Source organism: Gabonibacter chumensis, from assembly GCF_024741215.1.
GTDB classification, from domain to species: Bacteria; Bacteroidota; Bacteroidia; order Bacteroidales; family Marinifilaceae; genus Gabonibacter; species Gabonibacter massiliensis.
In genome coordinates this window covers 46,462-64,375 of sequence record NZ_JANSKB010000008.1, presented here as the reverse complement: position 1 = coordinate 64,375, position 17,914 = coordinate 46,462, and the positions used below count along the sequence as shown (strand labels likewise).

Genomic DNA, 17,914 nt, shown 5'->3' with positions numbered 1-17,914 from the left:
CCTCCATATACGGATCCCCTTTATTCTTCGGAAGAGATTAAAGGGGATTTATCTTTTTGTATATTTAAAAATAGAACCCCAGATCAAAATAGAATTTCAATTTTTTATCCCGGTCGGAAAGACTGAACACGACATCTATCGGTCCCAAGCGGGAATCCCGCGAATAAGAAACGCCTCCGCCCCAAATACCCCGTCGGCCCCACATATCGAAAAAACGATCGTCTTGTTGGGCATAATTACCGATCAAAGAGGCATAATGCCGGCCTCCCATCCGTTGTCGCAATTGAAGCCGCCACACGACAAGCGAGTTCTCGGCCATCTCCATATGGTTGATCCCTAAAAAAGCTATCTGTTGGGGCAGATAACGGCCGGGATGCGCTCCTCCCATGCAATTCAGATAAGAATATGCCGGGCTGCGACCGATCAAAACCCGCCCCGAGACAGAAGGCAATATCTTCAAACGGTTCGTTAGCGGTATCACTCCCTCTAAACGAGACTCCAATACAGAAAAAGGAGAATGCTCCTTATAGGTAATCATATTATCGGTATACAGGGAATAATCGGCCCGGAAAGAGACCCCCCGGGTCGGATAGTAACGCCGGTCGTAGGTCTCCAAACGAGCCGACCCGTAATAACTGAAAAAGCCCTCCGGCCGCACGTCCATCACCTCTCCCCCGGCAGAATAGAGAAAGGAATTGTAATCGAAATATTCGTAACGCAAACCTACCTGAAACTGGAAGTTCCGGAAATAAAAATTAGAAAGTCCGAGCTCTCCCATATGATAACGGAACGTCATATTGTAATCCTTATGCCCCTCTTTATACACGTTAACGTCGCTAAAACGAAACATATAGGCCAAATTGAACCGACGTAAAAAAGTATTTTCCAACGTATACTCCAAACGCACGTAAGGGTTGGCACTCAAACGCCCCGTTACGGAAAACTGGGAACCTCGCAGAGTCTTATTGTTCAATGTCGTATTGATCAGGATAGCCGCCATCTCCTCGGAGTCAAACCGAAAACCTATGTTCACACGACTCACCGGATGCTCTTTCAGGGTCAGTTCCAGATCATAGGGAGGATCCCCAACCAAACGGTAATTAACGGCACTGAATGCTTTCGTACCGTACAAAACGGCGATGGTCCGGTGCAAATCCTGTAAAGAAATTTCACTATTTTCTCGGACATACAATTTTCTCCTTACCCATTTTTCATCTTTCGGGGAGACTCCCAAAACCCGGATATCCCGTATCCTAAAATACCCGGGAGACACAAAACGACTCTTCCCGACTTTCGATTCCGCCTTTTCCGGTTTGATTCCGATTTTCTCCTTGAAAGCCATCAATTCGTCCCACTTCGACAAAGCGGCGATTTTTCCTCGGGCCAATAACGAATCGATCGCTTTCGTACTGAAACTGGCCGCAGTATAACCCTTTACATTAGGACGTATCAATAGATCCGTCTGTTTGAGGTTTGCCTCGTATTTATTCATACAAAGCAAATTAATAATCTGGGGTATCACCTGGGAAACGGATTTCAATTCATCCGCACCGAGCAAATCGGCCTGTACATCCACCCCGATAATCACTTCCGCACCCAACGCCTTAGCCACATCCACCGGAAAATTATTCAATACACCCCCGTCAACCAACACCATATCCTCCATTCGAACCGGCGTAAAAGCTCCCGGAATGGCCATGCTGGCACGCATCGCCAACGCCAGGTTACCCCGATCGAGCCGGATCTCCTTCCGGGTTATCATATCCGCCGCGATACAGGTAAACGGAATAGGCAATTTCATAAAATCCAAAGAATCATGATAACCGATCGTCAAATCCTGAAACAGATTATAAATATTCTGGCCGCTTACAAATCCCAAAGATCGTCCCTGCTTTTTGCTTCGATCAAAAGGTATGGACAATAAGTACTTTTCATCCTGCTCTTTTTCGTAAAAAGAGAGATCATACCGATACACCTTATCGCTCAGTAAAAATTCCCAATTCTGACGGCGTACCATACTGTCGAGAGCATCCGCACGATAACCGATGGCATATAACCCGCCAACAATGGATCCCATACTGGTTCCCACGATTATATCGACAGGTATCCCCGCCTTTTCCAATACCTGCAACACCCCGATATGAGCCACACCCTTGGCTCCTCCCCCGCTCAACACGAGTCCGACTTTTTTCCGTTGCGCATCCGCAGTACTGCACAACAACAGAAAAAATAAAAAAGACAACCAGACTCTTTTCATGGGAAGCACTGTTATTCCGTCATTTTTTACCGTGTAAATCCAATATCCATTCGCCGATCTCTTTCAACGCCACTGGAGAAAAAGTTTGCTCTATGATTCCGTATTCCCCGGGAGTCCCCGTGGTACACTCTTGAAACAAATGATTCAATCCGGGTAATATCCTTACTTCGAACCGTCTGTTTTTTCCCTCTGTCAAAGCATTTCGTATCGCCTCTATGTTAACACCCGCGGGAACCTGCAAATCCATCCCTCCGTTCAAAGCCAAAACCGGACACTTTACCTTTTTCAGTATCGGATAGGGATCATATTTGAGCAAAGCCGTATACGAAGGAGTCAGACAACCATCCACCTGTACTCGAATCCATCTATCGAGACTCATATTGCCGGGTTTCAAAAAAAGATGTTCATGTGCAAAACGGGAGACAAGAGCAGTAATGGAATCCCGTTCCTTTTCAGGATCCTCCGAAGCAATAATCCGATCAAAAATCGCCCGATCCAAATCGCCAATCTTTTCCATCAACTTCGGATCCGTTCCGTAAGCTTTCCCGATCAACTCCTTCTGCAATAAGACGAGTCGATCCCCCCGAATACCGGGTCCTGCCAATAAAACGATAAAACCAACACGCTTGTTTCTGCTTGCCGCAACAGAAGCCACACATCCCCCTTCACTATGACCGATCAATCCGATTCGCCGGATCTTTTTTTCTCTCCTTAAAAAATCGACCGCCGCTTCCGCATCCGAAGCAAAATCCCATAAAGAGGAGGAATTAAAATCTCCCGCGGAAGCTTCCACCCCCCGATCATCCACCCGCAACACGCCGATGCCTTGTCGCGTCAAATAATCGGCCAAAACCCAAAAAGGTTTATGTCCCATCATCTCTTCATTTCTATTCTGCGGGCCGCTACCGCTAATCAACACAACCGTAGGGAAGCTCTTCTTCCCTTCCGGTAAAGTCAAGGTTCCAGCTAACCTGACGGAATCTCTTTTATTCTCAAAAAATACCTCCTCGACCCGGTAAGGATAGGGCCCCCGGGGTTCCTGATAGCGTATATTTCCGTCTCCCGGGACAAAAAGCAAAAAAGAGGTGTATCCCATCTGCTTAAAAGTTCCTTCGATCTCTCCCTCTCCATTCAATTTTCCCGTGTATTCAACACCCAATTTCCGAATGACGAAACGCAATTGTCCATCTCTCCAACAAACGGTATCGACAGGGATTCCGAGGGCCCCCTGAGCGGGGCTATCCAAAGAGGCGGTATATCCGCCTTCGTTTCTATCGATATGCAACACGAGTTTTAAAACCCCACCCGGAAAAAGCAATATTCCGTTCCATGCACCCGTATCATGCTGAGCCGAAACCGTTCCGGCTCCCCCTATAAAACATACTATCCAAACGATTAAGAAGTTTCTCATCAGTCTCGTGTTGATTCTTTTACAAATCTACAAAATTTGTAACTTGATCCCGAAAGAAAGACTCAAAATATCTCCTAAACCGATATACCTGTTTCCGACAGCACTGATAAAATATAAATCACAGGTACTGAATTCGTAAAAGACCGTCATTTTTTTAAAGGGGGCACTCCGGTCTAACCCGAAAGTAAGCCGTTGTCCGATAAAAACATGGAAACGAACCCGCGTGGAAAACTTATAATAGTTACTCGGATAACGATCCGGTTCCTTCACCCAAAAAGCATCGTCCAATACCGTATTCACGTAAATACCCGTCGTCAAGGGATCGAACGACCAACGTTTGGCTAAATAAACATTGGTCCAGGGAATATAATTTTGTTTTAATGTAAGAGTAACCTTTGCCTCATTGGAAGAAAAACGGGGTATGAATCCGATCAGGAAATCGGTTTCCCATTGGTCTCTCTTACCGTAATCCCATCCCATTCCTAACGAAATCAAACCTATGGAACCGGCAAATTGCAGTTTTTGATATTTAGGAATCAATTTTTGCCAAGTCGTCTGGTAATTCATCAATTTTCGCTCGTAGCGTGCCCGTAAACGTTCTTGCCGGGCCAAACGATGAGCTTCCTGTTCCTTTATACGAATGCTGTCGGCATCCTGCTGTGCACAAAGAGGCGAAGTGACAAAAAGAAATAACCCGATCCCCCATTTAATAATAGACCACTTCATAACCATATCCTTTCGGGGTTAAAGTAAACAACAAATAATTTTTATCTTTCATACAACTGCAACCGTAATACATGATTCCGTCTTCAAACAGATCTTCCGCCATCAAAGTATGATTGTGTGCATGCAAACAAAATTCCATCCGGGGAAAACGCCTCAACAACTCATGAAATACCTGAGACACGTTATTATTGAATTCAACATCTCCCGGTCGGACATGCATCACGGGGATCGTACGCTTAAAACCGGAAACACTATCCTGCAACTCTTTATAAATAAAAGAAAAATCTGGGATCGGATGGGAATAATCAAATTCCAAGGCACAAGTGTTCATGCAGATAAATTTCGTATCACCCGCAATAAACGAAAAATTCATATCTCCGTATATCTTCTTGTACACCTCCACCCCGTTTCCCAACACATCATGATTACCGAGCAAAGCAACATAGGGCACTTTCAACTTCGACATAATATCCCGCACCCACTCGAACTCCTTGGTTAAGCCAAAATCGGAAATATCCCCGCCATGAATAACAAAATCCACATCATCACGGGTGTTCACGTGGGAGACGAACTTTTCAGTCTCGTCATACCAACGCTGACTATCTCCCATCAACACGAAACGAATTGTATCTTTCCCTTTACAAGCCTCCTCGATACGGGCAATATTCTTCTCGTTTATTCCCCTCTCCCCACCCAAACGGACATCATAAGGATGGTACTCTATCAGATCGCAACCATATACAAACAAAGCGATCATTAACATTACACCTACTCTCATCACAAGTTTATTTTTACACTACACGAAAAAGTAAAGTACAAAAAACAGACCAAATACAATATATTTTAAGATAATAAATATTAAAATAGAAAGTTAAATCGCTCCTCGTTTCCGAAACTCTAATCCCATCCGTTTTTCCTCGCAATATACTATCTTTGCAATGAAAAAAAAGATCATGAAGGCTAAAGTAAACAAAACGAATGCAGCCCGTCTACTCGACAAAGCAAAAATCGATTACGAGCTTGTTCCTTACGAAGTCGACGACAATAACCTGGCTGCCGTTCACGTTGCCGAACAATTAGGGGAAAATATCGGGCAGGTCTTTAAAACCCTTGTACTGAAAGGAGATAAAACCGGCTTTTTCGTATGCGTTATTCCAGGCGATCGAGAAGTCGACTTGAAAATAGCTGCCAAAGTGTCCGGAAATAAAAAAGCCGATCTTATTCCCGTGAAAGAATTACTCTCTACAACGGGCTATGTCCGGGGAGGTTGTTCCCCTATTGGCATGAAAAAAGAATTTCCGACCTACATTCACTCCTCCTGTCTTCATTTCGATTACATCTATATCAGCGCCGGAATCCGCGGTCTGCAAATCAAAATCTCCCCCTCCGACCTAATCCGCATCACCCAAGCCAAGACGATAAGGATCGAGGGAAAAGATTAAGAGATTAGATGATTAAAAAGATTGTAGATTAGAAAATTCGGAGCTCAATTTACAATTAGCGGATGTTGATTCAATCGACCAATCATTGAATCGTTAAATCACTTAATCCCCTAATCCCTAAATTCTTTCGTTGTCAGTCGTTCCGACATATACTCCGCAGCCCTGCGTCCGTCTCCCATCGCCAAAATAACCGTGGCTCCTCCGCGTACGATATCTCCGCCCGCGAAAAGTCCGGGAATATTGGACTCCATGGTCTTTTCATCCACGATAATCGTTCCCCTGGAAGAGACATTCAGTCCCTCCACGGAACGAGGAATTATCGGATTAGGAGAGACTCCCACGGCCACGACCACCACGTCGGCATCTATCAGATATTCGGAGCCGGGAACAGGCACCGGACTACGACGTCCGCTGGCATCCGGTTCTCCTAAAGCCATTTTCTGTACTTTCACTTGTTTAACCCGGCGATTTTCATCGGCAATATATTCAACCGGATTGGTCAGGGTCATAAACTCGCATCCCTCTTCCTTGGCATGCTTCACCTCTTCGATCCGGGCAGGCATCTCCTCCTCGCTTCTACGATAAACAATCGTAGCCCGTTCGGCACCCAGACGTTTTGCCGTCCGGACAGAATCCATCGCGGTATTTCCCCCGCCGACTACGACCACCCGTTTCCCGTGATACACGGGAGTATCCGACTCTTCACTATCGGCACCCATCAAATTCACCCGGGTCAAATACTCGTTGGAAGAGAGTATGCCATTGTAATTTTCTCCCGGTATATTCATAAAACGGGGCAATCCCGCTCCCGAAGCTACATAAAATCCTTTAAAACCTTCCGACTTTAAATCTTCCATCGAATCCGTCATACCCACGATAAAATTGGTAACGAATTTCACCCCCATCTTTTTCAGACTGTCAATCTCCACATCCACTACCCGATTAGGCAAACGGAACTCGGGAATTCCATATTTCAACACCCCTCCGATCTCGTGCAAAGCCTCAAAAACGGTCACATCAAATCCCTTTTTAGCCAAATCCCCGGCACACGAGAGTCCGGACGGCCCGGAACCGATCACCGCCATTTTTATACCGTTAGCCGGAGCCACCTCAGGAACGGATACGCGACCAGATTCCCGCTCGTAATCCGCCGCAAACCGCTCTAAATAACCGATAGCTACCGGTTGCTTATTCAACTTTTGAATATAAAAACACTTGGATTCACACTGTTTCTCCTGAGGGCATACCCGGCCGCAAACCGCCGGCAAAGCACTCGTATTCTTCAAGATTACGGCCGCTTGTAAAAACTCCCCCCTTTCAATGTTCTTCACGAAACCGGGAATATCAATCTCCACCGGACAACCTTCCATGCACGTGGGATTTATACAATCCATACAACGTTTCGCTTCCAGAACGGCCATTTCCGACGTTAACCCTTTATTCACCTCTATCCTTTGGCTCTTAATCCTCTCCACGGGATCCACTTCCGGCATACGAACCCGCTCTATGGATGTCCGTTCCTTACCCGGCACATCTCGACGTAACTGCTGTCTCCAGGCAGCATTCCGATCACTTACCCCACTCATATTTTTATTTTTCAAATTCATGCAATTTTTCACTCTCGGTATTTTTATACCCGTTTAAGCGGGACAACATCTCGTCAAAATCAATCTGATGCGCATCAAATTCCGGTCCGTCGACACAGGTGAACCGGGTTTTTCCTCCCACCGTAACCCGGCAGGCTCCACACATACCAGTACCGTCCACCATGATAGCATTTAAGCTGGCTATCGTGGGAACGTCATATTTCCGCGTCAATTTCTCACAAAACTTCATCATGATTGCCGGACCGATAGTCACCGCCAAATCGATCTTCTCCCGTTTTATGATCTCTTCCATCCCCTCCGTAATCAATCCCTTCTTTCCGTAAGAACCGTCATCCGTCATAATAATCATTTCGTCCGACAAAGCCCGTATCTCATCTTCCAAAATAACCAAATCCTTCGTCCTTCCAGCGATCACCGATAGGACCCGATTACCAGCTTCCTTAAACCCTTTGACAATAGGCAACAAAGGTGCGACACCGACACCGCCACCGCAAGCCAACACCGTTCCTACTTTTTCTATGCGAGTCGGTTTTCCCAATGGCCCTACTAAATCCGTGATATAATCCCCTACCTTCAAGGCACATAATTTCCGGGAAGAAACTCCCATCACCTGCACCACTAATGTAATACTCCCCCGCTTTAAATCGGCATCCGCTATCGTCAAAGGCATTCGCTCTCCCTTCTCCCCCACCCGCACGATGACAAAATTACCGGGTTTTCTCGCCTTGGCGACCAAAGGGGCCTCCACTTCCAATTTCACTACCCGCTCCGAAAAATAGGTTTTACTCAGTATCTTATTCATATTCGTTACTCTCTTAATATTATATCACACGTTCAAGGGGTGTGAAGATAATAAAAAATATCAACAAAAAACACCCGTAACCACCTTCTCTCCTTCATATATAATATTTCAACATCAAAATACTATATTTGCAATAAATATAAATCGATTATCCGCTATGAACAATAAGAAAGAAAAAAAGGAAAAAATAAACGTGGTATACTCTACTGATCCCGATTTTCAATACGAATACAACGAAGAAACAGAAGCAGAAACGCTGGTCCCGGAAAAACAGAATCTCAGGGTATCTCTCGATTCCAAACAGCGCAAAGGTAAAATCGTCACGCTCGTGCAGGGTTTTATCGGCACAGAAAACGATCTAAAAGAATTAGCCAAATTACTTAAAAACAAATGCGGGGTCGGCGGTTCCGTGAAGGACGGCGAAATCATTATTCAGGGTGAGCTCAAAGAAAAAATACTCACCATTTTAAAAGACAACAACTACCGAGCCAAATAAAAAAGCAGCTTATTAAAGCTGCTTTTTTATTACGTGCTACAACCATTTCACTAAAGCAAAATCTTGCCTGTGCGGTAGCAAAGGATTCTTCGGATAGATACGTAGACCTAACGTAAACAGCCCCGGATCGTCCGGAGTGATCTCTACCGAATAGAGGGCCTTGCCGTTTTCAAAAGAAATCGGGGCAAAATCATAGGTAGAACGAACGACCATTTTTCCGTTTACCTGTTCCGTAACGATCAACTCGACTCCCACATCGTCGATCGAAAGATCTCCTATATCCAAAAGAACTTTCCCCACGTACGACTTACCTAAAGAGATGATCTGTTTCGACTTATCCGGAAGAGTCAACGAATCAACGGTTACATTCTCCCATTCGCGTCCGACTTTTTTCTTCCATTCCGCAATCTCTATGGCTAAAGCATCATTATCGGCTATCAATTTATGATACCGACGGGACATCGGCAAGTAAAATTTCTCCTCGTAATCCGTCAACATTCGATTCGAAGTAAAGTTGGAAGCGACCTTGGCTATCGTATTCTTAATATACTCTACCCAGGCCGACGATATGCCGTTTTCTTCTTTCGCGTAGAAAACCGGAGCGATCTCTGTTTCAATGATATTATAAATCAATTCTGCATCCAGTTGATTCTGGAACTCTTGATTCTCATAGGTACGCTCCATGGGTAAAGCCCAGCCTGCTCCTTTCTGATAACCTTCCACCCACCAACCGTCCAACACGCTGAAATGCATAACCCCGTTCATAGCCGCTTTTTCCCCACTCGTACCGGAAGCTTCCTGCGGGCGGGTGGGGGTATTCATCCACACGTCCACCCCCTGCACCATCCGGCGGGCCAAATCCATATCGTAATTAGGCAAAAAGACGATCTTCCCTAAAAATTGCGGATACTTGGAAACCTCCACGATTCGCTTGATCAAATCCTGCCCCGCCTGATCCGCCGGATGAGCCTTCCCGGCAAATATGAACTGTACCGGACGATCCGGATTATTGACGATCTCGTTCAAACGATCCAAATTGCTAAACAGAAGATGGGCACGTTTGTAAGTGGCAAAACGCCGGGCAAAACCGATAGTCAAAATATCATCCCGCAGCTTATCTTTAATCTCTACCAACTCCTTCGGGGTAAAATAGGCCGTATCTCCTCCATCGGCTAAACGACGTTTAATATGACGTATCAACCGGCTCCTCAATACGCCCCGTACTCCCATAATCCGTTCGTTATCCACCTGATATATCCCTTCAAAGCAGGAGCGGTCGTAATGATGGGTTTTAAACTTCTCCCCGAAAACCTCCTGATGGATCGCTTTCCATTCGGGAGCCGTCCAGGTAGGGTAATGGACTCCATTCGTCACATAACTGATATGCAGCTCTTCGGGCATATATCCCGGCCACAAGCCTTTAAATATCTCCCGGGTGACCTTCCCGTGCAACCAACTGACCCCATTCACTTCCTGTGATAAATTAGCCGCCAAAAAGCTCATGGAGAATTTTTCGTTCGGATCTCCCGCATTGATTCTTCCTAAAGCCAACAACTGTTCCCAAGTTATTTTCAACCGGTCGGGGAAATAGGAAAGATACCCCCTCAACAAATTCTCCGTGAAAGCATCGTGTCCTGCCGGCACGGGCGTATGCGTCGTAAACAGCGATGACGCGCGAACGACCTCCAGCGCCTCGGAGAAAGCAAGGTCCTCGTTCTCCACGTACTCCCTCAGCCGTTCCAACCCAGTAAAAGCAGCATGCCCCTCGTTACAATGGTATACATCCGCAGAAATATTCAGCTTACGCAAAGCCTGAATACCTCCCAACCCCAATAACAACTCCTGCTTCAAACGGTTTTCCCAATCTCCGCCGTATAAATAATGTGTAATGCAACGATCTCCTTCCTGGTTATCCTCGAAGTCGGTATCCAACAAATAAAGCTCCACTCTCCCCACATCAACCCGCCAAATCCGTGCCGATACGTTACGTCCCGGAAAAGCCAGGCTTACCGTCAACCAATTTCCCTCTTTATCCCGTACGGGATTAACCGGAATTTTCATAAAATCTTGCGCTTCGTACTCCGCTTCCTGATTCCCAGCTGCCGAAAACTTCTGTGTAAAATAACCGTAACGATACAACAAACCGACACCCGTGATCCGGGTTTGCTTGTCGCTCGCCTCTTTCAAATAATCCCCTGCCAATACCCCGAGTCCGCCGGAATAGATTTTCAAAGAAGAATGCAACCCGTATTCCATGCTAAAATAAGCGATAGAAGGATCGTTCATTTTCTTTTTTCCCTCCATATAATCCTTAAATTTAGCATAAACTCTCTCCAAACGCTGCACGAACTCCTCGTCCTTCTCCAACTCTTTATAACGGTTCAAAGAGATCTTATCCAGAAGGGCTATAGGATTATGCCGCGTCAACATCCACTGCAAGGGATCTACACTCTTAAACAAATCCACGGCCTCCTCATTCCAGCACCACCACAGGTTATCGGCTAATTGTTCCAAGGCGCACAAGCGTTCCGGAATAGACCTGTGAATGATCACACTCACCCAGGTCGGCGTAGTGTTAATCATCTGTTTGTCGATAAACGCCACCTCTTCCGCCTCGTTCACAGGCATATCCTCAATTCTTAAAGCTACCTTCTGCAAAGCAATTTCGTAAGCCTTATGATAATAAGTGATCAGATGTTCCCATAAAGCAATCCGGGACACCTCTTTTGCATTTTCTTGGTAGTTAAGGTATTTATCCGGTGTCAGTACGGCTATATCCTTTATTTTATCCGCTATTTCGTGCACGACAACTTCATTATTCCGGTCGTCCCGAGCAATAACGTCTATTCCGGGGTGCTCTTTGGAATAATGAGTCTCCACCCATAATCCGAAGCCGGCCAAAGTCGTTGTTATCGTGGGAACCTTAAACGCCAGACTCTCCAAAGGCGTATACCCCCAGGGCTCGTAATAAGAGGGGAACACCGTCAAATCCATACCTACCAACAGATCATAATAAGGTACGTCGAATACCCCGTCGCTCCCGTTCAAATAGCTGGGACTGAAAAATACTTTTACCCGATCCTCTTCCCGGTTCAACAGTTGTTCCTCGGCAAACTTCAACAATACCGGATCATGATCCGGATCTGTCAACAGATGTGTTACGTAAGGATGTACGATCTCAACAGCCTGATACGGCTTCTCCATGTTATTTATCAGCTCTGCATTTACCCCTTGATGCCCGGCCGGAACCAAAATGAATGCCACGACTTCTCTCGTGTTGCCCTGATCCCGGTTCAAACGTCCCAAAGCCTCGATAAATACATCGATTCCTTTATTCTTAAATTCGTAACGTCCGCTGATTCCAACGATAAAGGCCTCCTCAGAAATAGCCCTCCCGGATAATGCCTGAGCTACTTTCAATAGTCTCTTTCTTCCGGCTTCTCTCTTCTCCGAGTAAATACCATCCGGGGGAGTGAAACTATTTTCAAATCCGTTCGGGGTAATCATATCGACTTTTTTCCCGAGAAAATGAGCACACTCTACAGCCGTAATCTCACTTACCGTTGTAAAACAATCCGCAAATTCGGCCGCCTTGCTCTCCATTGACTGCTTCGCTTCCACCCGAAAACGATGAGCGACCTCAGCCGGATTATACTGTTGTATGTGATCGTACAAAGGCAGTCCGTTTCCCGCAATACTCCGTCCCAACACGGTGGCATGAGTGGTAAAAACACATCCCACCTGCGGAAGAACGTCTTTTAAATAGAGAAGACCGCTGCCCGTCATCCACTCGTGAAATTGAGCAATGACATGTTGGCGGGAAGAGGCATTGTAGCGTACAAAACTCTCTATGACTTTTCCTGCCGTGTAACCGAACAGAACAGGTTCGATATAATCCCATTGTCCGGTTAAGGAGTCCAATCGGAATTTTTCCCAGAAAGAGGTCAATATCTGATCTTTTTGGGCAATGAATGTGGTAAAATCAACTAATATCACCACCGGATTTCCCGCAATATTCCAACGTCCGACTTTTATTCGCAACCCTTCACGGGATACTTTGGCCCTCCACGATTTAAACAAATGCGGATCCTCCGTAAACTCCGGATTCGGTTCATTGTACCTCCATACATCCGGCCCTATCAGGATATGATTATTTTTGAACTCTCGGGCCATACTTAAGGCTTTCGTGGAAATAACAGTGTGTATACCACCAACTTTATTACACACTTCCCAACTCACCTCAAACAAATAGGCGGGATTTTTCAATTTTATATTGTTCATGTTTTAATTTTAAATTACAAATACAGATTGGCATTACTACACCGCTAACCCATACATCGTAGCTTTTGGTTATTTAAGATTATTTTTTCTTTTTAGTTACCGTATTCTTCGTTTTCTTCTCTACTTTTTTCCCCTTACCTTCTATCTCCTTTCCAGCTTTTACCTCCTTTCCAGCTTTTTCCGCAGAAACGACATACGTTTTCTCTTTAGGCTTGGTAGATCTTGCAACCTTCTTTTCGGGAGGTATTTTACCCTCCTGCATTATTTCTCTCTTCGATACAATATTACTCTTTTTTTCCAAATCATCAACCCTTATGATAAAATCACTCAATACATTCATATAATTAACAAAGGCTTCATAAGGCGATTCGTAAGGCGAACTATGACGACGGAAATCTCCATCGGAAAAAAGCTTGGTCCCCATATAATAAAAATGATCGCTTGCTTGCAGACGTTTATAATCCTCATTCACTACGGGATCATTGATACGCTTCACTCTCTTCTGAATCTTATACAACTCTTCAAAAGCCTCGGCCTGCAACTCATTACCCAACCATCCGGTAATATCCCGTTCTTCATCTGCCCAGGATATCGGGAAAGGTACATGCAAAGGAGCTACCGGCTGATGTTTCTTGACAACCTCTTTAGGAGTCAAGAATTCAAAATCAGTTGAAGCAAAGACGGCCTCCGGTAAATGCCGCATAAAATCAAAAATACCACTCTCTTGCGATTGATACTCTCCAAAAGTTTCATAATTCATAAACAAATTGACGATTTCACTCTCCCGGACACTCTCTTTTAACCAACCGGCATACTTTTCCGCTGTCAGAGGCCATTCACTCCAACTCCGATCCGAAAAACGCATGGTGATATCATCACTCAACCTGGAGTTTTTCAATAACAATTTTAATTTGGGATTGATCGAATTGGTATATAGAAAATTCGGGCTTTTCCATCCCAACACGTGTTTTGCCCCATCCGTCAACATGGCTTCATACCCCATTGCCGCCACACGCTCGCCAATCTGATCCGAATAGATCAAAGAGGAGTTGCGCAAGGTTACCGGACGTTGTCCGAACAACTCTTTTACCTTGCGGGCATGCTGTTTCACCTGGGCTTCGAATTCATCGGTAGAGGACAACGAGGCCAAGGAGTGGGCGTAAGTTTCCGCCAGAAATTCAACGCATCCTGTCGCCGCCAACTGCTTAAAACTCTCGATCACCTCCGGAGCATGTAATTCGAATTGCTCCATAGCAGAACCCGAAATAGAAAAGCTTATTTTAAAATTACCCCCGTAACGTTGGATCAACTCTAACATCAACGCATTCATCGGTAAATAACAATTCTCCGAGATTCGGCGTATCGTGGAACGATTGATATAATTATCAAAATAATCACTCCGTTTCCCAATATCAAAGAAACGGTATTTTCTTAGCCGAACCGGCTGATGTATCTGGAAATAGAAACATAATGTCTTTCTCATAACCTTATATTTTATTTATTTTTATTTACTTACAAGCTCTTTCATTCCTTTCCGTCCTCAACGTCCCGCGTTAAACTCATTAACAAGCTCTTCATAAATGAATTTAATTTTTAAAGCCGCATTTCTCCATTTCAATTGATTTACTTCCTCCAATCCCTCACGACCTGCAACCACGGACAATGCCGGATAAGCCAGCAGGCCGTATATGGCATCGGCCATAGCATCCACATCCCAATAATCCACCTTTATCGAATGTTTTAACACCTCTGCCACACCCGATTGTTTGGATATGATGGTCGGCACTCCGGAACGCATCGCCTCCAACGGCGTAATACCGAACGGTTCAGACACGGAAGGCATCACGTATACATCGCTATAAGCAAACATCTTCGGAACCTCCTCACCGTACAGGAAGCCGGTGAAATGGAAATGAGTAGCCATCTTCAATTGCGCCACCCGGCGAATAGAACGATTCAACATATCCCCGCTTCCGGCCATAACGAAACGTACGTCCGGATAACGTTGCAAAACTTTATGAGCCGCCTCTATAAAATATTCCGGTCCTTTTTGGTAGGTGATCCGGCCTAAGAAAGTAACGATTTTCTCTTTCACGCCGCATTCCACCTCGACCTCTTCACGAGACTGAAAATCTACCGCATTATGAACGGTCACCACCTTCTCCGGATCTATCCCATACCGATTAACGACTATATTCCGGGTCAGATTGCTCACGGTAATCACCCGGTCAGCTTCCTCCATACCCTTGCGTTCAATATCGTACACCTGCTGGTTCACCCGTTCACCGCTACGGTCAAATTCCGTCGCATGTACATGGATCACCAAAGGCTTGCCCGATATCTTTTTGGCCACGATCCCGGCGGTATAGGTCAACCAATCATGAGCATGGATCACATCGAACTGCTCTTTGGCGGCAACCGTCCCGGCAACCATAGCGTAACGGGCCACCTCTTCCATCAAATTAGCTCCATACTTGCCGGAAAACTGAAATTTATTTCGAAAAGATATTTTCTCCTCTTTTTCCCCGACCTTCAACGTTTGATGAACACTTCTTTCAAATGCCTCCGGATCGAGATAAGGAACCAAATTGGAATCAATCTCCATAAAATGAATATTCTTCCAATACTCTTCCAGATCGGAACACGTATTCACGACCTCAACATCACTCGCATTAATAATTCTCACGGCACTTTGATCCTCATCTCCCCCGGCTTTCGGCATCACAAACATTATTTCGACTCCGTATTCGGCCAATCCTTTCGTTAAACCGAAAGAGGCAGTTCCCAATCCTCCCGAAATATGAGGAGGAAACTCCCAACCAAACATCAATACTCTTGTACTCATATCATAATTCGATTTCAAAATTTGAGAATCCAGACACGAAACTTCCGTTCCTATTCCCGTTTCCTCTCAAACTTTTTGATTAACGCTAAACTTCTTAACACCTCTCCGACACTCCACGCCTGAGAGATACATCCACCAGGTCTGTGAATGGGGTCTCCGTCATACACTTCCGCGATAGAACAAACTCCGTAAGTGGTCATATCTTCCTCGAATCCGGCCAGTAGCTCTTTCACCGCAGGCAAAGCCTGCTTCCCCCTCAGCTTCAGACTGGCCTCGATGTAAGGGCCGATCAACCACGGCCAAACCGTTCCCTGGTGATAAGCCGAATCCCGTTCATTCTGATCTCCCTCGTAACGTCCCTTATATGAAGCACTTTTAGGCGACAACGTACGTAATCCCTTGGGTGTTAACAACTCGCGGCGTACCACATGCAACACCCTCTCTTTCATATCATCGCTAATCGGAGAGTACACCAAAGAACAAGCTATAACCTGATTCGGACGAACCAAGGTATTCTGACCGGTATGATCTACATAATCGGCAAGGTATTTTCCCTCTTCATACCAGAATAATTTATTGAAGCTCTCCCGAATCTTTCCCGGCATTTCTTTCCATTCTTCCACGAAACGGCGATCGGCAGCTTCCTCTGCCAAGCGCAAGCTGTAACACACGGCATTATACCACAAAGCATTGATTTCTACGGCATAACCGCTCCGAGGAGTTACCGGTATTCCCTTCACGATAGCGTCCATCCAAGTCAGGGCTTTACCGGGTTGTTCCGCCCAGACTAAACCGTTCTCCTCCATCTTCACCCAAGGATTCGTACCGTCCCGGAAAGCCTTCAATATAGCTTTCATCTTACTCCCGTAATTTTTCCAGATAAATCCCTTCTTTTTCATCGCATCGTCCAATTGCTGAAGCGTCCAAAAAAACCACATCGGGGCATCTACCGAATTGTACGCCGCATCCTGACGCTTTCCGATATTCGGGAACAATCCATTATGCAATTGACGGACCATCGTATCGATCACCTCCTTACAACTTTTTATATCCTGTTCGGCAGCCAACGTAATTCCGGGTAAAGCGATAAAAGTATCTCGCCCCCAACGCCCGAACCAAGGATAACCGGCTACCACTTCCGTATCCTTACCGTCATGAACAATAAATTGAGAAGCCGAGTATTTCAGACAATTCTCAAAATTATCCCTCGGCATACGCAGATCCACCAACCGTTGAAACTTACGCCTCAGGACGTTCGGATTGACCTCCTCCACGGAAGCCGAGAAAACGATACTCTCCCCTTTTTTGATCGGAACTTCAAAATAACCGGGGACAAACAAATCCTCCCGATAGTCATACCCCCTCGCTTTCTCTTCCAGATACTCGATATTGTAATACCAATCCGGCACTGCCACGAACTCATTCGGTTTACTCAATTGCATATTCAATGAGGGAAACCCTACATATAACCTCGACCTTATCCCGTTAGTAACCGACTCGTATTTCGTATTGGCCATCATATTGGCCTTACTCAAATCATGTACATTCCGATACGCCAGAAAAGGTTTTAAACGCAACAACGTATCCGAATGAGCATCTACCAAGGTATAGCGGATCATTACTTGTGCCTCGTTATGCACCATGATCAACTCTTTCTTCAGAACCACCCCTCCTACCCGATAGACTAACGTCCAAACAGGCTCATACTCACAATCGACAATATACTTATGCCCCCGGGGGTCATACACGCCGGGATATTTATGAATACCCAAATTAAACGATTGACCATGCTGTACGATAGTCTCATCCAACGAAGAGAGCAGCACATGGTTCATACCGCCGAATTCTTCGATCGGAAGTATCAGTAGACCATGATACTTTCTCGTATTACAACAAACAATAGTTGTTGACGCATATCCCCCCGCCCGATTGGTCGCTAAAACTTCCCGGTGCAGAGCATACTCTAAGTTGACTAACTCTTCTTTATTGAATTTTAAATATCCCATAATCTGCCATTTAATATATCAAAATCAATTATTATTACCTT

At 45.4% G+C, this 17,914-nt stretch carries 12 protein-coding genes; 2 read left to right on the top strand and 10 right to left on the bottom strand.

The features are described from left to right. Window positions 1-64 precede the first annotated feature (64 nt). Genes NVS78_RS13595 through NVS78_RS13580 form a run of 4 tightly spaced genes read right to left on the bottom strand, consistent with a single transcriptional unit; the run spans window position 65 to window position 5,172 of the window. The gene (locus NVS78_RS13595; protein ID WP_286359648.1) at window positions 65-2,257 is read right to left on the bottom strand and encodes a patatin-like phospholipase family protein; all 2,193 of its coding nucleotides are present in this window, start codon (window positions 2,255-2,257) and stop codon (window positions 65-67) included. Between the two features lie 19 nt (window positions 2,258-2,276). After that, a complete protein-coding gene (locus tag NVS78_RS13590) occupies window positions 2,277-3,668 on the bottom strand; it encodes an alpha/beta hydrolase family protein (protein ID WP_286359647.1) in 1,392 nt (463 codons plus the stop codon). A gap of 27 nt (window positions 3,669-3,695) precedes the next feature. Next, window positions 3,696-4,394 carry a hypothetical protein gene (locus NVS78_RS13585; RefSeq protein WP_286359646.1) on the bottom strand — a complete coding sequence of 233 codons (699 nt, stop codon included), beginning with the start codon at window positions 4,392-4,394 and terminating at the stop codon, window positions 3,696-3,698. After that, the gene (locus NVS78_RS13580; RefSeq protein ID WP_286359645.1) at window positions 4,375-5,172 is read right to left on the bottom strand and encodes a metallophosphoesterase family protein; all 798 of its coding nucleotides are present in this window, start codon (window positions 5,170-5,172) and stop codon (window positions 4,375-4,377) included. Before NVS78_RS13580 ends, NVS78_RS13585 begins: the two co-directional genes overlap by 20 nt. A 175-nt stretch (window positions 5,173-5,347) precedes the next feature. On the opposite strand from NVS78_RS13580, the gene ybaK reads away from it, so the two are divergent. After that, window positions 5,348-5,836, top strand: coding sequence for a Cys-tRNA(Pro) deacylase (gene ybaK, locus NVS78_RS13575; protein WP_286359672.1), 489 nt, complete (start codon window positions 5,348-5,350; stop codon window positions 5,834-5,836). 110 nt (window positions 5,837-5,946) lie between these two features. Here the strand turns inward: ybaK and gltA are convergent, their stop codons facing one another. Continuing rightward, window positions 5,947-7,422, bottom strand: coding sequence for an NADPH-dependent glutamate synthase (gltA, locus tag NVS78_RS13570; RefSeq protein WP_286359644.1), 1,476 nt, complete (start codon window positions 7,420-7,422; stop codon window positions 5,947-5,949). Window positions 7,423-7,426: 4 nt separating this feature from the next. Continuing rightward, window positions 7,427-8,245 carry a sulfide/dihydroorotate dehydrogenase-like FAD/NAD-binding protein gene (locus tag NVS78_RS13565; protein ID WP_286359643.1) on the bottom strand — a complete coding sequence of 273 codons (819 nt, stop codon included), beginning with the start codon at window positions 8,243-8,245 and terminating at the stop codon, window positions 7,427-7,429. Between the two features lie 157 nt (window positions 8,246-8,402). Between NVS78_RS13565 and NVS78_RS13560 the strand changes: the two genes are divergently transcribed. After that, complete coding sequence (locus NVS78_RS13560; protein ID WP_286359642.1) at window positions 8,403-8,741, top strand: translation initiation factor; 339 nt, start codon at window positions 8,403-8,405, stop codon at window positions 8,739-8,741. A 36-nt stretch (window positions 8,742-8,777) separates the two neighbouring features. On the opposite strand, the gene glgP is transcribed toward NVS78_RS13560, so the two are convergent. The 4 genes from glgP to NVS78_RS13540 form a co-directional block, all read right to left on the bottom strand. Further along, complete coding sequence (gene glgP / locus NVS78_RS13555; protein WP_286359641.1) at window positions 8,778-13,022, bottom strand: alpha-glucan family phosphorylase; 4,245 nt, start codon at window positions 13,020-13,022, stop codon at window positions 8,778-8,780. A 79-nt stretch (window positions 13,023-13,101) separates the two neighbouring features. Next, window positions 13,102-14,505, bottom strand: coding sequence for a glycoside hydrolase family 57 protein (locus NVS78_RS13550; protein ID WP_286359640.1), 1,404 nt, complete (start codon window positions 14,503-14,505; stop codon window positions 13,102-13,104). Between the two features lie 57 nt (window positions 14,506-14,562). Next, window positions 14,563-15,867, bottom strand: a complete 1,305-nt coding sequence (locus tag NVS78_RS13545; RefSeq protein WP_353620739.1) for a glycosyltransferase family 4 protein — start codon at window positions 15,865-15,867, stop codon at window positions 14,563-14,565. A gap of 50 nt (window positions 15,868-15,917) precedes the next feature. Further along, window positions 15,918-17,873: an amylo-alpha-1,6-glucosidase gene (locus NVS78_RS13540; protein WP_286359639.1), complete on the bottom strand. Its 1,956-nt coding sequence runs from the start codon at window positions 17,871-17,873 to the stop codon at window positions 15,918-15,920. Window positions 17,874-17,914 lie beyond the last annotated feature (41 nt).